General features: G+C 58.3%; 15 protein-coding genes. 9 read left to right on the top strand and 6 right to left on the bottom strand.

The annotated features are described in order from the left end of the window. Positions 1–319 precede the first annotated feature (319 nt). Positions 320–1,936, top strand: coding sequence for an L-aspartate oxidase (gene nadB, locus JFT86_RS23910; protein WP_201238717.1), 1,617 nt, complete (start codon positions 320–322; stop codon positions 1,934–1,936). On the opposite strand, the gene JFT86_RS23915 is transcribed toward nadB, so the two are convergent. Together JFT86_RS23915 and JFT86_RS23920 are read right to left on the bottom strand one after the other, a co-directional pair. Then, positions 1,905–2,357 (bottom strand): protein YgfX, encoded by a 453-nt coding sequence (locus tag JFT86_RS23915; protein ID WP_201238718.1) that lies wholly within the window; start codon positions 2,355–2,357, stop codon positions 1,905–1,907. The genes nadB and JFT86_RS23915 overlap by 32 nt on opposite strands. Beyond that, positions 2,341–2,595 (bottom strand): succinate dehydrogenase assembly factor 2, encoded by a 255-nt coding sequence (locus tag JFT86_RS23920; RefSeq protein WP_007911418.1) that lies wholly within the window; start codon positions 2,593–2,595, stop codon positions 2,341–2,343. Before JFT86_RS23920 ends, JFT86_RS23915 begins: the two co-directional genes overlap by 17 nt. A 150-nt stretch (positions 2,596–2,745) precedes the next feature. Between JFT86_RS23920 and JFT86_RS23925 the strand changes: the two genes are divergently transcribed. Both JFT86_RS23925 and JFT86_RS23930 read left to right on the top strand, forming a co-directional pair. Beyond that, the gene (locus tag JFT86_RS23925; RefSeq protein WP_201238719.1) at positions 2,746–3,687 is read left to right on the top strand and encodes a folate-binding protein YgfZ; all 942 of its coding nucleotides are present in this window, start codon (positions 2,746–2,748) and stop codon (positions 3,685–3,687) included. A 35-nt stretch (positions 3,688–3,722) separates the two neighbouring features. Next, entirely contained in the window at positions 3,723–4,544 is an 822-nt protein-coding gene (locus JFT86_RS23930; protein ID WP_201238720.1) for an HDOD domain-containing protein, read from the top strand. 106 nt (positions 4,545–4,650) lie between these two features. On the opposite strand, the gene JFT86_RS23935 is transcribed toward JFT86_RS23930, so the two are convergent. Both JFT86_RS23935 and JFT86_RS23940 read right to left on the bottom strand, forming a co-directional pair. Next, positions 4,651–6,036 carry a sensor histidine kinase gene (locus JFT86_RS23935; protein WP_201238721.1) on the bottom strand — a complete coding sequence of 462 codons (1,386 nt, stop codon included), beginning with the start codon at positions 6,034–6,036 and terminating at the stop codon, positions 4,651–4,653. Further along, positions 6,029–6,700 carry a response regulator gene (locus JFT86_RS23940; protein ID WP_166222702.1) on the bottom strand — a complete coding sequence of 224 codons (672 nt, stop codon included), beginning with the start codon at positions 6,698–6,700 and terminating at the stop codon, positions 6,029–6,031. Before JFT86_RS23940 ends, JFT86_RS23935 begins: the two co-directional genes overlap by 8 nt. Positions 6,701–6,936: 236 nt before the next feature. Here JFT86_RS23940 and JFT86_RS23945 point away from each other — a divergent pair, with 236 nt between their 5' ends. The 5 genes from JFT86_RS23945 to JFT86_RS23965 all read left to right on the top strand — a co-directional run bounded on the left by JFT86_RS23945 (position 6,937) and on the right by JFT86_RS23965 (position 12,335). Next, on the top strand, positions 6,937–8,229 hold the full coding sequence (locus JFT86_RS23945; protein WP_201238722.1) for an OprD family porin: 1,293 nt from the start codon (positions 6,937–6,939) through the stop codon (positions 8,227–8,229). A gap of 66 nt (positions 8,230–8,295) precedes the next feature. After that, positions 8,296–9,273 (top strand): tripartite tricarboxylate transporter substrate binding protein, encoded by a 978-nt coding sequence (locus tag JFT86_RS23950; protein WP_201238723.1) that lies wholly within the window; start codon positions 8,296–8,298, stop codon positions 9,271–9,273. A gap of 60 nt (positions 9,274–9,333) precedes the next feature. After that, entirely contained in the window at positions 9,334–9,792 is a 459-nt protein-coding gene (locus tag JFT86_RS23955) for a tripartite tricarboxylate transporter TctB family protein (RefSeq protein ID WP_201238724.1), read from the top strand. A gap of 1 nt (position 9,793) precedes the next feature. Beyond that, complete coding sequence (locus JFT86_RS23960; RefSeq protein WP_201238725.1) at positions 9,794–11,308, top strand: tripartite tricarboxylate transporter permease; 1,515 nt, start codon at positions 9,794–9,796, stop codon at positions 11,306–11,308. Continuing rightward, complete coding sequence (locus tag JFT86_RS23965) at positions 11,301–12,335, top strand: AbrB family transcriptional regulator (RefSeq protein ID WP_201238726.1); 1,035 nt, start codon at positions 11,301–11,303, stop codon at positions 12,333–12,335. Before JFT86_RS23960 ends, JFT86_RS23965 begins: the two co-directional genes overlap by 8 nt. Positions 12,336–12,495: 160 nt before the next feature. Here JFT86_RS23965 and ung read toward each other — a convergent pair whose 3' ends face one another. Beyond that, positions 12,496–13,188 carry a uracil-DNA glycosylase gene (ung, locus tag JFT86_RS23970; RefSeq protein ID WP_201238727.1) on the bottom strand — a complete coding sequence of 231 codons (693 nt, stop codon included), beginning with the start codon at positions 13,186–13,188 and terminating at the stop codon, positions 12,496–12,498. A 132-nt stretch (positions 13,189–13,320) separates the two neighbouring features. On the opposite strand from ung, the gene JFT86_RS23975 reads away from it, so the two are divergent. Further along, on the top strand, positions 13,321–14,433 hold the full coding sequence (locus JFT86_RS23975; RefSeq protein WP_201238728.1) for an enoyl-CoA hydratase/isomerase family protein: 1,113 nt from the start codon (positions 13,321–13,323) through the stop codon (positions 14,431–14,433). A gap of 67 nt (positions 14,434–14,500) precedes the next feature. Here JFT86_RS23975 and JFT86_RS23980 read toward each other — a convergent pair whose 3' ends face one another. Beyond that, positions 14,501–20,065 (bottom strand): calcium-binding protein, encoded by a 5,565-nt coding sequence (locus JFT86_RS23980; RefSeq protein WP_201238729.1) that lies wholly within the window; start codon positions 20,063–20,065, stop codon positions 14,501–14,503. Between the last annotated feature and the right edge of the window lie 2 nt (positions 20,066–20,067).

Raw genomic sequence — 20,067 nt, forward strand, 5'->3', positions numbered from 1 at the left:
TCTGGCACCGACTATTGATCTTGGGCCTTTGGCAAAAGTTCCAATTATTTATAGCCGTACCGACTGCACATTGGGCGACCCTGAACGGAAAAAGCGTGTTTCAGCGCCGATACAGTCGTCTTTTCCCAAAACCTGCGGAAAATTCTTCCGACGAAGCACCCGGTTTTTCCCGTCACAGTAGTTTCACAATGCCATATCGGCTCGGCTATTGTGCCGCCCCACCCCTCTATATACTAGTGGGCTGTGTGGCTGTCTTGACTCGCCGATCCAGCTGTCTTGCGCCAACCCCGACCCGGGTCGCTTTGAGCGGAATCCTGTAATGAGCCAACAATTCCAACATGATGTTCTGGTCATTGGCAGCGGTGCTGCCGGTTTGAGTCTCGCGCTGACCCTGCCGGGTCATTTGCGTATTGCCGTATTGAGCAAGGGCGATCTCGCCAACGGTTCCACATTCTGGGCGCAAGGTGGCGTCGCCGCCGTGCTCGACGATACCGATACTATCGAATCCCACGTCGATGACACCCTTAACGCTGGCGGCGGCCTGTGCCATGAAGACGCCGTGCGCTTCACCGTCGAACACAGTCGTGAAGCCATCCAGTGGCTGATCGATCAAGGCGTACCGTTTACCCGCGACGAACAATCGGGCACAGAAGACGGTGGTTTCGAATTCCACCTGACCCGCGAAGGCGGCCACAGCCATCGGCGCATCATCCACGCAGCGGATGCCACCGGTGCGGCGATTTTCCGAACCTTGCTGGCCCAAGCCAAAGAACGTTCGAACATCGAACTGCTGGAACAGCGGGTGGCGGTCGATCTGATTACCGAGCGACGCCTGGGCCTGGACGGCGACCGCTGCCTCGGCGCGTATGTGCTGAACCGTGCCACTGGCGAAGTCGACACCTACGGCGCGCGCTTCGTGATTCTCGCTTCCGGTGGCGCAGCCAAGGTTTACCTCTATACCAGCAACCCCGATGGCGCCTGCGGTGATGGCATCGCCATGGCCTGGCGTTCGGGCTGTCGGGTAGCGAATCTGGAGTTCAACCAGTTCCACCCCACTTGCCTCTATCACCCGCAGGCCAAGAGTTTCCTGATCACTGAAGCATTGCGTGGCGAAGGCGCGCACTTGAAGTTGCCGAACGGCGAACGCTTCATGTACCGCTTCGACAAACGCGCCGAACTGGCGCCACGCGATATCGTCGCCCGCGCCATCGACCACGAAATGAAGCGTCTGGGCGTTGATTGCGTCTACCTCGACATCAGCCACAAACCCGAAGCCTTCATCAAGACTCACTTCCCGACTGTTTATGAGCGCTGTCTGGGCTTTGGCATCGATATCACCCAACAGCCAATCCCGGTCGTACCGGCAGCGCACTACACCTGTGGCGGCGTGATGGTCGATCAAAATGGCCGCACCGATGTGCCAGGCCTGTACGCCATTGGCGAAACCAGCTTCACCGGCCTGCACGGTGCCAACCGCATGGCCAGTAATTCGCTGCTGGAATGCTTCGTCTATGCGCGCTCGGCGGCAGCGGACATCCTTGCGCAACTGGACGACGTCGCAGCGCCGGACGCCCTGCCCGTCTGGGACGCCAGCCAGGTGACCGACTCTGACGAAGACGTGATCATTGCGCACAACTGGGATGAGTTGCGGCGATTCATGTGGGACTACGTCGGCATCGTGCGCACCAACAAGCGCCTGCAACGGGCTCAACACCGCGTGCGTCTGCTGCTGGACGAGATTGACGAGTTCTACAGCAACTATAAAGTCAGTCGCGATCTGATCGAGCTGCGCAACCTCGCGCAAGTCGCTGAACTGATGATCAGCTCAGCCATGGAGCGCAAGGAAAGTCGCGGCCTGCATTACACCCTCGACTATCCGGACATGCTGCCCGAGGCACTCGACACTATTCTGGTGCCGCCCACCTACGCCGGCTGAACTTGAGCCGAACCCGCAGGCGCCGGTGCAAATCCGCCGCCTGCGAGTCGCGTGGTACACAGATTGATCTGACTCGCCATTCCCCGCGCAAACGAAAGCGCAGCACCACGATGAGCGGCAGCGCCAGACTGTCCGGTCGTAGTTGTATGGCTTGCCAGCCCCCTGCCTGATTCCACAGTTGCCAGCCATCGGCATCGCGACGCAAGCCACGAAATGCCTTCGGATGATTCAGCAAAATCTGTCGTGGCATCACCCAAAAACCGTGAAGCAGACAGGCGAAAGCCCCAAGCAGACTGGCCCAGAGTGGAATCGAAAGTAGAAACAACGAACCCAAAGCGAACGTCTGGGCCAGCAGATACGCCGCCAGCAACTGCCGTGAGGCATGCCAGCGGCATTCGAACGAATTACTTGGGCTGGACACGATCCAGGATCATGCGAACCATGCGCTGCAGTTCCGGATCTTCAGACTCGCTGCGCTCCATGAACCAGCCGAACATGTCCTGATCCTCGCACGTCAGCAGACGCACATAAAGATCGCGATCCACCTGATTCAACGTCGCGTAAACCTCCTGCACGAAAGGCACCAGCAGCACGTCAAGCTCAAGCATGCCGCGACGGCTGTGCCAAAAGAGGCGATTCAGTTCAACTTGTTCGACCATGGGGCCCTCCTCAAATTTGGCGGCAAGTATACAGCCCGCGCGCAAGTCGCACAGTCGGCTTTGGTCGGGCACCACCGATCCTTTATCAACTACCCATTTCAACAACGCGCCCTTATGATGTGCCCCAGTCTATTTACCCTGCGATGACCCATGGCCGATTCTGCTTTTTTCTGCACCCTGTCTCATGAAGGCGTTCTCGCGGTTCGCGGCGCGGATGCCGGAAAATTCCTGCAAGGCCAGCTGACCTGCAATATCAATTACTTGAGCGACACCCGGGCCAGCCTCGGTGCGCGCTGCACGCAGAAAGGCCGGATGCAGTCGAGTTTTCGCATTTTGCTCGAAGGTGACGGCGTGCTGCTGGCGATGGCCAGCGAGCTGCTGGAACCGCAACTGGCGGACCTGAAAAAGTACGCAGTGTTTTCGAAATCCAAACTGACCGACGAAAGCGCCTCTTGGCTGCGCTTCGGCCTGGCGCATGGCGACGCCGCACTGGCGAGCCTCGGTCTGGACCTGCCAGCCGAAACCGACAGTGTCGCGCACAACGAAGGCCTGATCGCGATCCGCGTCTCGCCGGATCGCGCCGAGCTATGGGTACCCGTCGATCAAGCTGAAAGCATCAGAGGCAAGCTAATCGCCGCCCTGCCTGAAGGCGAGTTGAACCAATGGCTGCTGGGCCAGATCCGCGCCGGTATCGGCCAAGTCATGCCGAGCACCCGCGAGCTGTTCATCCCGCAGATGCTCAACCTGCAAGCCGTCGGCGGCGTGAGTTTCAAGAAAGGCTGCTACACCGGCCAGGAAATCGTCGCGCGCATGCAGTACCTGGGCAAACTCAAGCGTCGTCTGTATCGCGTGAGCCTGGACGCCGCAGATTTGCCGGAACCGGGCACTCCGCTGTTCGCGCCGAGCCACAACAGCTCGATCGGCGAAGTCGTACTGGCTGCCAATGCCGGGAAAAATATTGAACTGCTGGCGGTGTTGCAGGCCGAAGCTGCCGAAGCGGGCGATCTGCATTTGGGCACCCTTGAGGGGCCAGCGCTGCACCTGCTCGATTTGCCCTACGAACTGGATCGCGACCGCGAAATCCAGCGCTGATCGCAGCATTTGTTGCAACACCCTAGAGAGTTTAAATGAGCGAACTGGCGGAAAAGGTCCAACAGGATTTGGTTGAGGCCATCGATAACGATGACCTGGTTCTGCCCACGTTGCCGGAGGTGGCCCTGCAAATTCGCAAGGCCGCTGAAGATCCGGAAATCAGCGTCAGCGACCTGAGTAAAGTCATTGGCCGTGACACCGCGCTTTCGGCGCGCCTGATCAAAGTGGTCAACAGCCCGCTGCTGCGTGCGGCGCAGGAAGTCACCGACCTGCACACCGCCATCACCCGCCTGGGTATCAACTACAGCAGCAACCTGGCGATCGGTCTGGTGATGGAGCAGATTTTCCACGCCAGTTCCGATGTGGTGGAACAGAAGATGCGCGAAGTCTGGCGCAAGAGCCTGGAAATCGCCGGGGTCAGTTACGCGCTGTGCCGTCGTTACACCCAGCTCAAACCCGATCAGGCGGCGCTGGGCGGTCTGGTGCATCAGATCGGTGTGCTGCCGATTCTGACCTACGCCGAAGATCACTACGAACTGCTGTCGGATCCGGTCAGCCTCAACCATGTGATCGACCATATTCATCCGCTACTGGGCGACAAACTGCTACGCGTCTGGGAATTTCCGGAGCGTCTGGTGGAATTGCCGGGGCTGTATCAGGACTTCAAGCGCGACTCGGCAGAAATCGATTACGTCGATCTGGTGCAAGTGGCGAGCCTGTATTGCCACAAGGACAGCGATCATCCGTTTGCGCGGATTGATCCACTCACGGTTCCAGCCTTCAGAAAGCTTGGAATCGACCCGGAGAACAAGGCGTTGTGCGCGGATCTGGAAGAATCGCGGACGATGTTTTACTGATCCGAGACCTTGTTGCTGCCATCGCGAGCAGGCTCACTCCTACAGGTGACCGCATTCCAATGTAGGAGTGAGCCTGCTCGCGATGAGGTCAGCCAAGGTGCCACAATCATCCAGCAATAAAACTGACCCGCACCTTCAACCCCGCCTGCTCGCCATCATGCAATGTGATCTGCGCCAGATGCGCGCGGCAGATCTCACCGACAATCGCCAAGCCCAATCCAGAGCCGGCCACCTGCTGATTACGCCGGTAGAAGCGCTCGAACACCCGATCACGCTCTTCCAGCGGAATCCCCGGCCCGTCGTCTTCCACCTCAAGCACCGCCGGCGCCGTCACGCGCAGAATCACATTGCCGCCCGGCGGCGTGTGCGCCAGTGCGTTGTCCACCAGGTTGCTCAGCAGCTCATTGAGCAGCGTCGGTTCGCCGCGCAACCACACCGGTTCATCCGCCTCCAGCGCCAACGCGACGCCACGTGCGTGTGCCAGTGGCGCCATGGCCATGCCCAGTTCCCGGGCCAATTGGCTCAGATCAAGTAGCTGCGCCCCGCCCTCGGCAATCGCCCGCGCGCCGTTCTCGACCCGCGCCAGCGAGAGCAATTGATTGGCCAGATGCGTCAGCCGATCGGTGCCTTGCGCGGAAGATTCCAGTGTCGTGCGCCAGACCTGTGGGTCACTTGAACGCAGGCCCAATTCCAGTCGCGCCTTCAACGCTGCGAGGGGTGTGCGTAATTCATGCGCGGCATCGGCGATGAACTGTGCCTGTCGCTCAAACTGGCCACGCAGGCGCTCGGTGAAATGGTTGAGCCCGCGCACCAGCGGCCACAGTTCATGCTGCACTTCCACCAGCGGCAATGGCCGCAAGTCGTCCGGCTGGCGCTCCTCGACTGCGGTGCGCAAACGCTCCAGCGGTCGCAATGCTGCACTGACGGCGAACCAGACCAACAGCAACGCGCCAATTGCCAACATGCCCAGGCGCAATAAAGTGTCGGCGGCCAGACTGCGGGCCATGCTGACCCGGGCTTCATCGGTTTCGGCGACGCGGATTTCCGCCATGCCGTTCATGTTGGGTTCGGTCACGGCTTTGAGCAGGCTGACCACACGCACGTTTTGTCCGCGATAAGTCGCGTTATAAAAGCGCGCCAAGGCCGGGTAGTCATCGGTCCTGGGGGTGCCGGGCGGCGGGCCGGGGAGGTTTTCGTAACCGGAAATCAGTTTCTGGTGGATGTCGTTGACCTGGTAATAAATCCGCCCGGCGCTGTCGTAGGCGAAGGTGTCGAGGGCCACGTAGGGCACGTCGGCACTGAGGCTGCCGTCACGTTGCGACAGACCGGCAGCAATGGTTCGCGCTGATGCCAGCAAGGTACGGTCATACGCGGTGTCGGCGGCTTCGCGCCCGTTCCAGTAAGCGCTCAAACCACTGGCGAGCATCAACACCACCAGCAATAACGCGAGGTTCCACAACAACCGCCAGCGCAGGCTGCTGGGCTTATGCATCGCGGCTTTCCAGCAGATAGCCGAGACCGCGGAAAGTCACGATCGCCACCGGTTGACCGTCGAGTTTCTTGCGCAACCGGTGCACGTAGATTTCGATAGCGTCGGGGCTGGCCTCTTCGTCGAGGCCGAATACCTGCGCGGCCAGTTGCTCCTTGCTCATCACCCGTCCCGGTCGGGCAATCAGCGCTTCGAGCACGGCCTGTTCACGGGACGTCAGCGTGAGCAATTCTTCGCCGAGGGTGAAGCGCCGCGTGTCGAGATCATAGGCCAGCACGCCGCAACGCTGCTGGCGCTCGCCGCCGAGCACACTGCGGCGCAACAGGGCTTTGACCCGGGCTTCCAGTTCAGTCAATTCGAATGGTTTGGCGAGGTAATCGTCGGCGCCCAGGTTGAGGCCATGCACGCGATCTTTTACATCACTGCGCGCAGTCAGCATCAGCACCGGCAGATTTTTTCCGCGAGCACGCAAGCGCGCCAACACCTCAAAACCGTCCATACGCGGCAGGCCGACATCGAGGATCACCACGGCATATTCCTCGCTGGCGAGTGCCAGGTCGGCGGCCACGCCATCGTGCAACACATCCACGGTCAGACCGGTGCTCTTGAGCGCTTGAGCAACGCTTTCGGCCAGTTGCAGATGGTCTTCGACGAGCAGAACACGCATGGATTTTTACCTCCTTCAGGGATGGCCGACGCCACGCTTTGCCGCGGAGTTTACAGCCGCAACCGCCGCTGTGAAGCCCGAAAACCGTGAAAGTCAGCTGAAAGGTTAGCGAAAGGTTAGCCCGTTAGAGTCGACCCACGGACAGTCCCGACTGCCGTCGCTGCTGCCACACAGCGTTACGAAAAACGCCACGAAGCGTTTTCGACCAATAAGAACAATAAACGGAGTACACCCGCATGCCTTCCATGCAGCCTCAGGCATTCACGCCTGCTCGCCCTTCCCGTTTCAGCCACGCCACCCTCGCCAGTGCCGCCGCCCTCGCCGGTTTTTCGCCGTTGAGTTTTGCCGACTTCATCGAAGACAGCAGCGCCACCTTCGAAACCCGCAACATGTATTTCAACCGCGACTTTCGCGATGGCACCAGTGCCCAGCAATCCAAGCGTGACGAGTGGGCGCAGGGTTTCATGCTCAATCTGCAATCGGGTTACACCGACGGCACCGTGGGGTTCGGTGTCGATGCGCTGGGCATGCTTGGGGTCAAGCTCGATTCGAGCCCGGACCGCACCGGCACAGGCCTGTTGCCAACCCACGATGACGGGCGTGCGGCCGATGAGTACTCCAAGGTCGGCCTGACCGGCAAAGTTAAAGTTTCCGCCACGGAACTGAAAATCGGCAGCCTGATTCCCGAACTGCCGATTCTCAAGCCCAACGACGGGCGCATCCTGCCGCAGACGTTTGAAGGTGGTTTGCTGACCTCCAAAGAGATCAAGAACCTGACCTTCACCGGCGGACGCCTGGAGAAAGCCAAGGATCGCGACAGCACCGATTTCGAGGACATCGCCCTCAATAACAAGAACAGCCGTTTTGCCGGCACCGCTGCCGGCAAGCACTTTGATTTTGGCGGCGTGGACTACAAGTTCACCGACAAGATCACCGGCAGTTACCACTTCGCCCAACTCGACGAAGTCTACAACCAACACTTCTTCGGTCTGGTTGCCTCGCGTCCGCTGGGCCCGGGCACGTTCGCCACTGACCTGCGTTTTGCCGTCAGTGACGATCAAGGCGCAGCCCGTGGCGGCGAGATCGACAACCGCTCGCTCAACGGTCTGGTCAGTTATGCCCTCAGCGGCCACAAGTTCAGCGCCGGTTATCAGCACATGTCCGGCGACAGCGCCTTCCCGTATGTCGATGGCAGCGACCCGTATCTGGTCAACTTCGTGCAGATCAACGACTTCGCCGGCGCCGAAGAACGCTCCTGGCAAGCACGTTACGACTTCGACTTCGCCAAGCTCGGCATTCCCGGCCTGAGCTTCATGAGCCGCTACTTGAGCGGTGACAACATCAAGCTCAAGAACGGTGAAGAAGGCAAAGAGTGGGAGCGCAACACCGAGATCAAATATGTAGTACAAAGCGGCGCCTTGAAGGATGTCGCCGTGCGTTTGCGTAATGCCACTTACCGCTCCAACTACTCCGCCCGCGACGCTGATGAAGTGCGTCTGCTGGTGAGCTACAGCGTTGCTCTGTGGTAATGCCCAACGGTCAATGCCCGTTGGTGAACAACACGTCGAATAACAACAATGCCCGTGGAGAATCGAATGAACCTGTCACTGCGTAAAGTTGCACTGGCCGCCAGTTGCGTCCTGTTTGCCGGCCAACTCATGGCCGAACCGAAACGTCCGGAATGCATCGCTCCGGCCTCGCCGGGCGGTGGTTTCGACCTGACCTGCAAACTGGCGCAAAGCGCGCTGGTCAACGAAAAACTGCTGACCAAACCGATGCGCGTGACCTACATGCCCGGCGGTGTCGGCGCGGTGGCATACAACGCTGTGGTCGCGCAGCGTCCGGCCGATGCCGGCACGTTGGTGGCGTGGTCGAGCGGTTCGCTGTTGAACCTGGCGCAGGGCAAGTTCGGTCGTTTCGATGAAACCAACGTGCGCTGGCTCGCGGCGGTCGGCACCAGCTACGGCGCCATCGCAGTGAAAAGCGATTCGCCCTACAAGACCCTCGACGATCTCGTTCAGGCATTGAAGAAAGATCCAAGCTCCGTGGTCATCGGTTCCGGCGGCACCGTCGGCAGCCAGGACTGGATGCAAACCGCGCTGATCGCCAAGGCTGCCGGGATCAACCCGCGTGACCTGCGTTACGTCGCCCTCGAAGGTGGCGGCGAAATCGCCACCGCCCTGCTCGGCGGCCACATCCAGGTCGGCAGCACCGACATCTCCGACTCCATGCCGCACATCCAGAGCGGCGACATGCGTCTGCTTGCGGTGTTCGCCGACAAGCGTCTCGACGAGCCGGAAATGAAAGACATCCCGACCGCTCGCGAGCAAGGCTACGACATCGTCTGGCCAGTGGTACGCGGCTTCTACCTCGGGCCAAAAGTCAGCGACGAAGACTACGCCTGGTGGAAAGCCGCCTTCGACAAACTGCTGGCCTCCGAGGAGTTCGCCAAGCTGCGCGATCAGCGTGAACTGTTCCCGTTCGCCATGACCGGTCCGGAACTCGACACCTACGTGAAGAAGCAGGTCGCCGACTACAAAGTGCTGGCCAAAGAGTTCGGCCTGATTCAGTGATCGTCTCTGTCTAGCGGCCGTAGCCTCCATTCTCGGGGGGCTGCGGCACAGGAGTTTCTCATGCTCTTACAACGCATTTTCGCCTCAGTGCTGTTGCTGGTTTGCGCCGGCCTGGCTCTGATGGCGTGGCCGTATCAAGCGGCTTTTTCCTACGAGCCGGTCGGCCCACGCGCCTTTCCCTTGCTGATGCTCGCACTGATGGGCACAGCACTGCTGTACATGGTGTTCCGTCCCGCGCCGATCAAACACAGTGAAGACGAGCCGCCGCTGGATCGCGCCACCCTGACCAAGATCGGTATCTGCGTCGTCCTGCTGCTGGTGTTTGCCGGCACGTTCGAACCCCTCGGATTCATCGTCGCCAGCATCATCACCGGGATTCCGATGGCACGTCTGTATGGCGGCCGCTGGCTGCCAAGCATCGTCATCATCAGCCTGATGGCTATCGGTCTTTACCTGCTGTTCGACCGTTTGATGGACGTTCCGCTGCCCCTCGGCCTGCTCGACGTTCTGGAGAACTGATATGGATACTCTTGGCTATTTGGGTCAGGGTTTCGGCGTCGCGCTGAGCCCGTACAACCTGGTCACCGCACTGTGCGGCACGCTGATCGGCACCGTCGTCGGCCTGCTGCCGGGCCTCGGCCCGATCAACGGCGTGGCGCTGCTGATCCCGATCGCGTTTGCTCTCGGCCTGCCGCCGGAGTCGGCGTTGATCCTGCTGGCAGCGGTGTACCTGGGTTGCGAATACGGCGGCCGGATCAGCTCGATCCTGCTGAACATTCCGGGCGAAGCTTCCACCGTAATGACCACCCTCGACGGCTACCCGATGGCCCGCAAAGGCCTGGCCGGTGTGGCCCTGTCGCTGTCGGCCTGGAGTTCGTTCATCGGCGCGTTCATCGCCACCTGCGGCATGGTGCTGTTCGCGCCGCTGCTGGCGAAATGGGCGATTGCCTTTGGTCCGGCGGAATACTTTGTGCTGATGGTCTTCGCGATTGTCTGTCTCGGCGGCATGGCCGGTGATCGGCCGTTGAAAACCTTTATTGCGGCGCTGATCGGCCTGTTCCTGTCCACTGTCGGCATCGACGCCAACAGCGGCGTCTATCGTTTTACCGGCGACAACATTCATCTCACCGACGGCATTCAATTTGTCGTGCTGGTGCTGGGTCTGTTCTCGGTCAGCGAGATCCTGTTGCTGCTGGAGAAAACCCATCGCGGTCAGGAGGCAGTGAAAGCCACCGGCCGGATGATGTTCAACTTCAAGGAAGCGTCTTCGGTGTTCGTGGTGAACATCCGTTGCGGCCTGCTCGGTTTTATCATGGGCGTGTTGCCGGGTGCCGGCGCGACGCTGGCCAGTGCCGTGGCCTACATGACCGAAAAACGCATCGCCGGTGCCAGCGGCAAATTCGGTGAAGGTGACGCCCGTGGCCTCGCCGCGCCGGAAACCGCCATCGGTGCTTCGGCCTGTGGCGCGCTGGTGCCAATGCTGACCCTCGGTGTTCCAGGTTCGGGCACCACGGCGGTGATGATCGGCGCCCTGTCGCTGTACAACATCACCCCGGGCCCGCTGCTGTTCCAGCAACAACCGGACATCGTCTGGGGCCTGATCGCGTCGTTGTTCATCGCCAACATCATGCTGGTGATCCTCAACATCCCAATGATCCGCATCTTCACCCGTATCCTTGCCGTACCGAACTGGGCACTGGTACCCGTGATCGCCATCATCACCGGTATCGGCGTCTACGCGGTGCACGCAACCACGTTCGACCTGTTCCTGATGGTCGGCATCGGCATCTTCGGTTACATCCTGCGCAAGCTCGACTTCCCGTTGTCGCCGGTACTGCTGGGCTTCATCCTCGGCGGTCTGATGGAGCAGAACCTGCGTCGTGCGCTGTCGATTTCCAACGGTGCACTGGAAATCCTCTGGTCGAGCCCGATCACCTTCGGTGTCTGGGTGCTGACCGCGATCATGCTGCTGATGCCACTGCTGCGCATCTGGCGCAAACGTTCGGTCGCGCGTCGCGCCATCGCCGATGTTTGATCGCGCCTCACTGAAATCCTGGTGGGGAACCCCGCTGGTCGGTCTGCTCGGTGGCTATGTCGCCAGCCAGATCGGCTGGCCACTGCCGTGGATGGTCGGCTCGTTACTGGCGATCATCCTCGTGCGCTGCCTGACCCCGTGGCAACTCACCGAAATCCCCGGCGGCCGCAAGTGCGGCCAATGGATTGTCGGGATCGGCATCGGCCTGCACTTCACCCCCGTGGTGATGGAGCAGGTGCTGAGTCATTTCGGTCTGATCTTCTTCGGCGCACTGGTCACCAGCGTGTCGGCGGTGGTCGGCGTGTGGTTGATGCGCCGCACCGGAGAGGACCGCGCCACGGCGTTTTTCTCGAGCATGCCCGGTGGATCCGGGGAGATGGTCAACCTTGGCGCACGCAACGGCGCCATGCTCAGCCATGTCGCGGCAGGGCAGAGTTTGCGCGTGCTGGTGGTCGTCCTGTGTGTACCGGCGGCGTTCAAATATCTGCTCGGTGACGGTGCGCCGATTGCTCACGCCGGCAGTGTCGATTGGCGCTGGCTGGCGATTCTGTTTCCGGCGGGCGGTCTGCTTGCCTGGCTCTGGCAGCGTTTGCGCCAACCCAATCCGTGGCTGTTCGGCCCGTTACTGGTGAGTACGGCAGTGAGTATCAGCTGGGATCTGCACATCGGTTTGCCCAATGGCGGCAGTCAGATTGGCCAGTGGCTGATCGGCAGCGGTCTGGGTTGCCACTTCAATCGACAGTTCTTTCGGCGCGCGCCGTCGTTCATGGGCCGCACATTGATCGGCACCGCGCTGACCATGTTGATCGCGACACTGGCGGCATTGGGCTTGAGTGCGCTGACCCATCTGGATCTGCGTTCGCTGACGCTGGGCATGATGCCCGGCGGGATCGCCGAGATGAGCCTGACGGCGGAAACCCTGCAACTGTCGGTGCCGCTGGTGACGGCGATGCAGGTGATGCGACTGTTGTTCGTGCTGTTTCTGGCGGAGCCGTTGTTCAAGTACTGGAACCGCAACCCCGAATAAAACCGCGTCACTGTGGCGAGGGAGCTTGCTCCCGCTGGGCTGCGCAGCAGACCCGATTGCTGCAAACCGGTTTCTTCTGACATACCGCATTCACAGGGGTTGCGACTGCTATGCAGCCGAGCGGGAGCAAGCTCCCTCGCCACAGATAAGCTTCAGTTTTTCAAACCGGCGGCAAACGCCACTCGATCGGCGTCTCGCCATTCTGCTCAAGAAACTTGTTGGTGCGGCTGAAGTGCCCGCAGCCCAAAAATCCGCGATACGCCGACAGTGGCGACGGGTGCACCGACGTCAGCACCAAATGCTTGGTCGCATCGATCAACTTCTGCTTGCTCTGCGCATGCGCGCCCCAAAGCATGAACACCAGATGCGGCTGGCGCTCGCTGACCAGTTCAATGATCCGATCAGTAAAAAACTGCCAGCCCTTGTCCTTATGCGCATTGGCGTTGGCGCGCTCGACGGTCATGGTGGTGTTGATCATCAACACGCCCTGATCGGCCCAGCTCTGCAAATAACCGTGGCTGGGGATATCGATGTTCAGATCGCGTTTCAACTCTTTATAGATGTTGACCAGCGATGGCGGTGCCGGCACGCCCGGTTGCACCGAGAAGCACAAGCCATGGGCCTGACCCGGGCCGTGATACGGGTCCTGGCCGAGGATCACCACTTTCACTTTATCCAGCGGCGTGGAATTCAGCGCACTGAAAATCAGCGGACCCGGCGGATAGATTTCCTTGCCGGCCGCCCGCTCCTGCTGCAGGAAGTTGCGCAACTCTGCCATGTAAGGCTGGTCGAATTCAGCACGCAGTGCCTCCTTCCAGCTCGGTTCGAGTTTGATACGGTCGTCAGCAGTCATGGTCATACCCGGCAAAAACAATGGGGCGAACCCTAGGAAAGCCGACCACGCTTGTCAATTGATCTGACTCACATTCGGCACTTTCCCCCACAGCGATCATACTGATCGTTCAAATTCCCGATCGAGGTCACGATGAATCTGCACTTCGAAGAACTCTCCGGCACCGACGGCGCCCGCATCGGTATCGCCAGCCTGGACGCTGAAAAATCGCTGAACGCGCTGTCCTTGCCGATGATCAACGCGCTCAGCGACAAGTTGAATGCCTGGGCCAAGGATCCACAAATCGTCTGTGTCTTGCTGCGCGGCAACGGCGCCAAGGCCTTTTGCGCCGGCGGTGAAGTGCGCAGCCTGGTCGAAGCCTGTCGCGCTCATCCCGGCGAAGTACCGCCACTGGCCGCACAGTTTTTCGCTGCGGAATACCGCTTGGACTACAGCCTCCACACCTACCCGAAACCGCTGATCTGTTGGGGCCACGGCTACGTGCTGGGCGGCGGCATGGGTTTGCTGCAAGGCGCGAGTACGCGGATCGTCACGCCGAGCAGCCGTTTGGCGATGCCGGAAATCACCATTGGCCTGTATCCGGATGTCGGCGCCAGTTGGTTTCTGGCGCGGCTGCCAGGCAAGCTTGGCTTGTTCCTCGGCCTGACCGGCGCGCACATGAACGGTCGCGATGCGATTGATCTGGATCTGGCTGACCGCTTCCTGCTCGACGAACAGCAGCCGCAACTGATCGAGGGCCTGTTACAGCTTAATTGGCAGGAACAGACCGCCATGCAACTCAACAGTTTGCTCAAGGCTTTGCAGCAGGAAGCACTGGCGCAGATGCCCGAGCCGCAGTGGCTGCCACGGCGTCGGCAGATCGACGAACTCCTCGACGTCAGCGACGTGACCTGCGCCTGGAAAGCCATCAGCCTGCAGCGTGACAGCAGCGACCCTCTCATTGCACGTGCGGCGAAAAACCTGAGCGAAGGCTCGCCGCTGACCGCGCATCTGGTGTGGGAACAGATCATTCGTGCACGGCATATGTCGCTGGCCGAAGTTTTCCAGATGGAATACACCCTGAGCCTTAACTGCTGCCGGCATCCGGAGTTCAGCGAAGGCGTTCGCGCTCGGTTGATCGATAAGGATCAGAAGCCGCACTGGCATTGGCCGGATGTCAGTAGTGTGCCGGATGCGGTGGTCGAGGCGCATTTTCACAAGGTCTGGGAGGGGCGCCATCCGTTGGCGGATTTGACGCAGTATTGAAATGCTGATTGCCCGCGATGGCGACCTCTTGGTTCCCATCGCGGCAGTTAAAATTGACGTACAAAGGTTAAATATTCAGCTCGTAAAACTTGATTATTTCGGCCAGCGCGAGTTGCGACTCTTCATTTTCCTTTACCAGAATATCTTCCACATCTCGCAATGGAGGAAGAGGATGTAAACGTTCGGCAATTTGCATCGCGGTGTAGTCTTGAACCGTTTTTCCTTCGCCTTTGACCCTTATGAATCCAATAGCGTTTTCGCCTTCAGAAAAATGTCTGGAGACTCGAATCTTGGGAGCCATGCCATAGTCGACCACTATTACAAGATCATCCTGATCGCGATGAAACCTCAATTGTTCAATAGTCAGACCCACTGCAGAAAAATCGATTCCATCAAACCCGCCACCCGTGTTGATGATCAAGTCTCTACCCAGTCCATCATATTGATAGAGATCATGACCTGCGCCACCGGACAGAGTGTCGTCGCCGGGGCCGCCCAATAGAACATCATCGCCGACACTACCGATAAGCACGTCATTCCCCCGCATACCTCTGATTTCACCTGCTCCGCTTAACGAGTCATTACCGTGACTACCCACCAGCGGGAGCGCCTGGCCTTCTCGAATGGATTTGAGATTGACCGCATTCTCAACCAAGAGACCGTTGTGGTAAGTATCCGGAGCAGGGCCGAGCTGACTGGAGCCCAACAGGTCTTTGAGATTGACGCTTGATCCATCCGCAAACTGTATGACTTCAATACCAGAACCCTCAATATCTCCTGCATTGGGCAAAACGATGCGAATCTTCTGAGACCCACCCCATTGAATATCCAATGTTGAATAGAGCATCCTCGCCCGAGGCGGATGGCGATGCGCGCTAGAATGCGGATCGGGTGCCAACTCAATATTTACCGTTTCAATCAACGTAGCGCCCCAACTGAGCTGCAACCTGCCCAGCGTCGCTTCATCAGGAAGAATGACCTGGTCTTTATCGATTGACCCATACTCGTCTTTCCATCCAGCGACACCTACTTCAGGCCGGTGAAAAACAGGCCCCAATACATCCGCCATAATAGTCGTAGCTCCGGCATGCGCCTGCACGATATAAGTATCGGCACCGTTTTCACCGTACAACAGATCATTCCCCGCGCCGCTGACTAAATGATCAGCGCCTTCAGAACCGAGCAGCGTGTCGTTGCCAGCCCCGGCTGACATGAAGGCACCCGGTATCCTGTCATTCATCGAACCATAATCAAGCAGGGAACCTGAATAGGCGACTATCACGTCATCGCCCGCACCACCATGGAAAATATTGCCGACTTCAACATTAACTCGCCCACCGGCATCTTCACCGTGAACGATCTTGTGTTTGATCGTTTTAGTTGTTACATCCCACCGAAACTCCTTGCGGACAGTTTCACCCACCGTGAAGCTTTCAGCGGGATACACGTACCACCCTTCGATTTCGCCTGATTCCTGTCTATCCGCAACTATTGCGTCACCTATTTTGAATGAAAAGCCGCTGGCAGCGCCCGATCGAAAATAACGTGGTTTCAAGGAGGACGGCGGCACTGCGCCCTCTTTTTTTACATCTCGGAAATTGGACCGGGATGTAGAATTTGACTGTCTTTCACTAAATACGGCATTCCCGTCGTTAGTCCCCATCCATTGCGGCGTTGCAGACAAGGTTGCCGTTTCGGTGCTTTCATTGATCAGATCCGAGTAGGTGGTATAACCAGTATCGTTGGTGAATATACGGTTACGAACCCAGACACCCTGGTTATTTAAAGTAAAGCCTGTTGCATGTCTGCTTGCGACCCGCTTTGCATTGAGCTGCGCGAGAAATCTGTCAGCCCAGCCAACCTTATTATCAATGGCATTACTTCGCTCCTCGCCAGGAGCAACGATGCCGGACTCGTCCGGAACATACACCGAATCGTCGTCTGCAATGATGTCTTTGTTCTCTTCTTTGGCCGGCCTCACCTCAGCCACTGGCGGTTCGACGATTTCAACGGCTGACAGCGTTTTTTTCATGACCTCCTGATAGCCGAGAACGCCACCATCGCTAAACGTGAACGTTGAATTCCTCCACTCCTCATGATTTCTGATAAGGATGGCGTCGCCTTCACCATTGGCCAACCGCAATACCCTGCCTACAGAAACATCAATGATGTCCGCTTTTAGACTTTCCGCAGAAAAACCAGCGCCGAACTTGATGATATTGCTGCCGCCAGAATCGGTGATGACATCAAGACCATCACCAGCCCCGAAGTAATAAATATCAGCGCCGTCATGGCCTTCCTGCACGTCGTTACCGGCACCGCCATCAAAAACGTTATCGCCTGAATCGCCGCGAAGGTGATCTACACCGTCCCCACCCAACAACGTGTCGTTGCCACCACCGCCCAGCAAGGTATCGTTGCCTGAACCACCGTCCAGATAATCTGCGCCGTGTTCGGCCTCGGCTGTCTGCTCGTAGTCGCCGGATAAAATGTCATCATCAGCGCCGCCGTAAAGTGTGTCGGCGCCCAAGCCCCCCAAAAGGGTATCGTTTCCTTCATCGCCTTGAAGGTAATCATTGTTGATTCCACCTGATTGCAGGTTGGACACATCACCATCCAGCGCGTCAGCTCCTGCTCCACCGATCAGGGTATCGGAGCCACCCATTCCCTGAAGAGTGTCATCGCCCGCTCCACCATCAAGTAAATCATTACCGTGATAACGAACCGGATGCTCAGCATAATCCCCGGCCAGCGCGTCGTTTCCTTCACCTCCGAACAGCAGATCATCCGCCCCGCCGCCCAAAAGTTTGTCGTCTCCCGCACCACCGTCCAGCAGGTCATTTCCAAAAAAGTGGGCGGCGTCACCGACTACGCCGCTAAGTACATCGTCATCCCCCTGGAGAGTGTCATTGCCTGAGCCACCATAAATCGCATCGGCTCCACCGTTACCAGCGAGCCAATCATCGCCACTTCCACCGTCCAATACATCGTCGCCATGGTGTTTGCTTTGCAGGCCACCTCCCCAGTCGAGGTTATCTCCCATCATTGTGTCGTTACCGCTTCCTCCGGCCAGCGTGTCATTCCCGCCATCCCCCGAAAGAAGATCATCTTCAGTTCCACCATCAAGCAAGTCCTCGCCCCATCCACCGTTGAGAACATCGCGACCGCCCTGGCCGTAGAGAACATCGTTATCGCCCTCCGTCGAACTATTAATTGAGGCTTTTGAAAAGACGGTTCGGTGACTGGTGACACCGCCGCCTATAAGAACTTCGACGCGTTTGAATCCCCATTTCTGCTCCAGCACGCCGGTCGCTTCATCCCCTGATAAAACGTCATCTCCCGCACCTCCAATCAGCGTATCCCGATCGTTACCGCCCAGAAGCACGTCCTGGGATGCCGTACCGATAAGCAAATCGTGGCCAGCACCGCCATCAAGCCAATCGCCTCGAACTGCTTTCCCTTTAGAGTCGCCAGCGGCCATGGCTTTTTCGAGCGTCGTCTGTTTATCCCCAAACAGACGATCGTTTCCAGCCTTGCCGAATAATCGATCAAAACCGCCAAGTCCGAGAATGACATCGTCCTTAGCAGAGCCGTAAAGCACATCGGCCTTGTTTCTGTGTTTTACGTTGGCCAATAGCAAGGCGTTGCCCAACTCATCGTATGAGAACTGATCCCCCGGAACATGGGGGTCGATATCTTTCGCTTTCCAGTCGCCCTGAAGTACCAGATCGGGAGCAGAGGCCGCATGGCCTTGGTATTCAGGAAGTCGGATGCCTAGCATCCCGGGGCGGAAGTTCTTGATAACGATGAGATCGTTCAGGCCATATTTGATGTTGAGCGTGGGTTCAGTGAGTTCTTCGATGAGGGTCAGGGTGATGGCCTGATCCTCGGTAGACCAGACATCGCTCAAAGGGGCGTGGCGTTTGAGTGAAGGAATCGGCAAACCGTTGATCCATAGCTGCCCATTGGCGTCGACGTCGAAGATCTCATCGATGCCATCACCGCTGGAAAACTCATAGCGGTCGCTGCCTGCGCCACCGATCAAAGAGTCGTTACCCTTTCCTCCGATCAAAACATCATCACCGGCCATTCCGTACAGCGCATCATTGCCGTCGCCTCCGGCAAGCAAGTCGTTGCCGCTTCCACCCTCGATGACATCGTGACCTGCCTGCCCGTTGATCGTGTCATTGCCCGCGCCGCCATACAGATGATCAGTGTTCGCACCGCCCGCGAAAGACCGCGCGCCGTCATCACCGAACATGACCAGCGGATTCAACACACCGGTCGTCATCGGCACCTGTTTGGCTGAAGCAAGATCGGAGTAGGAAAACTTCTGCGGCGAGTGTTCTCCAAGCGAGCCCTGAGTTCGGGCAATCAACCGGGCCAACATCTGCGCACGATCGACGAGCCATTGCGCGGTGATGAAACCTTCGCCGGTCAACGGATCGTAGAGTTCCAATCCGCGTCCGGGGTAACCTTCAGCTCGTTCAATGACGACTTCACTGAGTTGCTTCAGGGAATTGCGCAACGCCAGGCCGATGGGTGTCGACTCGCCAGCCAGTTTTGCCCATGAGTTCGCGTTTCCGTATTCGCCTATTGATTGGGTGACGATGGTTTGGCACTGCTCTGGGGAGAATGCCGAGAAGAATGCGTAAGCGTTGGGGGCGAAGGTTTCATTGGTTGTCGGCGTAGCAGCGGAATCGCCATCGTAGGTGCGCCTGAACATGTCGAAGAATTCGTTCAAGCCATGGCGCAGTATCAGGTCGACCACGACTGAAACCGGCGTGCCTTTCACTACATGCTGAATCAGCGGATTCAGGCTGCCACTGGCGAGCGCGATATTGATCTGCTCTGGCACCACGGAAAGCAGACTTTGCAATGGATTGACGCCGAAATTACTGATCGCCGCTCGCAGGCCGACACTGTAGGAATCGATGGCGAACAGAATATTTTTATAGTCATCAAGCCTTTTGGCTTTTGCTTGAGTCGGCGGGCCGCCATCTTCCCCTTGCGAATCACCAGCGGAGATCAATCTCCAGGTTTCATAGGGCGGCGCTCCACCCAACAGGCTGAACCCGACTGTCCCGGACCAGCCGGCGTTATGGCTCACGGCTGTATCCTTCTCTCCGCAAGCCTCAATAAACAGTGCCCTGCCGATCGCACTGGCATCAATCTCTGCAATCTGGCTGATGGTTGGAACCGTCCACGGTGCCAGTCGACCTGCGAGAGATCCGTCGATCAAGGTATTGATGAAATTGGCGGCGACCTGATTCGATGACAGTTGCATCAGGTCTTCACTGACGATTTTATTCAATCTCAGTTCACCTTGCCGCGAGGTATAACCGCGAATCAGGGCAGAGTAGGCACCGTTTCCACCGTTGGCATCAATGGCCACGGCAAGCCAGAGCCTGGCACTTTTCAGAATTTCTCCCGCTTCTTTATCGACAGCGGCAACCTCAGAGACTCTTCTGCCAACAATATCGAATAGTTTTTGATACAAGGGAGCGCAATCCGTGTCTGCTAATCTGAGCGCAAGATATTCGTTATCTTCAGAATCGAACGCCAGACCTTTGCAAATATTTGCTGTATTTAAAATTTCTGTTTTTTCCAGATCACTAAAAACATAACTCATTG

Origin of the sequence: Pseudomonas sp. TH06, assembly GCF_016651305.1 — a bacterium.
GTDB lineage: Bacteria > Pseudomonadota > Gammaproteobacteria > Pseudomonadales > Pseudomonadaceae > Aquipseudomonas.

What these genes read in the sequence shown, in the direction of transcription:
- JFT86_RS23925 (WP_201238719.1), top strand. Translation starts at nt 2,746, where the DNA reads ATGGCCGATTCTGCTTTTTTCTGCACCCTGTCTCATGAAGGCGTTCTC.
- JFT86_RS23950 (WP_201238723.1), top strand. Translation starts at nt 8,296, where the DNA reads ATGAACCTGTCACTGCGTAAAGTTGCACTGGCCGCCAGTTGCGTCCTG.
- JFT86_RS23955 (WP_201238724.1), top strand. Translation starts at nt 9,334, where the DNA reads ATGCTCTTACAACGCATTTTCGCCTCAGTGCTGTTGCTGGTTTGCGCC.
- JFT86_RS23940 (WP_166222702.1), bottom strand. Translation starts at nt 6,700, where the DNA reads ATGCGTGTTCTGCTCGTCGAAGACCATCTGCAACTGGCCGAAAGCGTT.
- ung (WP_201238727.1), bottom strand. Translation starts at nt 13,188, where the DNA reads ATGACTGCTGACGACCGTATCAAACTCGAACCGAGCTGGAAGGAGGCA.
- JFT86_RS23935 (WP_201238721.1), bottom strand. Translation starts at nt 6,036, where the DNA reads ATGCATAAGCCCAGCAGCCTGCGCTGGCGGTTGTTGTGGAACCTCGCG.
- JFT86_RS23980 (WP_201238729.1), bottom strand. Translation starts at nt 20,065, where the DNA reads ATGAGTTATGTTTTTAGTGATCTGGAAAAAACAGAAATTTTAAATACA.
- nadB (WP_201238717.1), top strand. Translation starts at nt 320, where the DNA reads ATGAGCCAACAATTCCAACATGATGTTCTGGTCATTGGCAGCGGTGCT.
- JFT86_RS23945 (WP_201238722.1), top strand. Translation starts at nt 6,937, where the DNA reads ATGCCTTCCATGCAGCCTCAGGCATTCACGCCTGCTCGCCCTTCCCGT.
- JFT86_RS23920 (WP_007911418.1), bottom strand. Translation starts at nt 2,595, where the DNA reads ATGGTCGAACAAGTTGAACTGAATCGCCTCTTTTGGCACAGCCGTCGC.
- JFT86_RS23975 (WP_201238728.1), top strand. Translation starts at nt 13,321, where the DNA reads ATGAATCTGCACTTCGAAGAACTCTCCGGCACCGACGGCGCCCGCATC.
- JFT86_RS23965 (WP_201238726.1), top strand. Translation starts at nt 11,301, where the DNA reads ATGTTTGATCGCGCCTCACTGAAATCCTGGTGGGGAACCCCGCTGGTC.
- JFT86_RS23960 (WP_201238725.1), top strand. Translation starts at nt 9,794, where the DNA reads ATGGATACTCTTGGCTATTTGGGTCAGGGTTTCGGCGTCGCGCTGAGC.
- JFT86_RS23930 (WP_201238720.1), top strand. Translation starts at nt 3,723, where the DNA reads ATGAGCGAACTGGCGGAAAAGGTCCAACAGGATTTGGTTGAGGCCATC.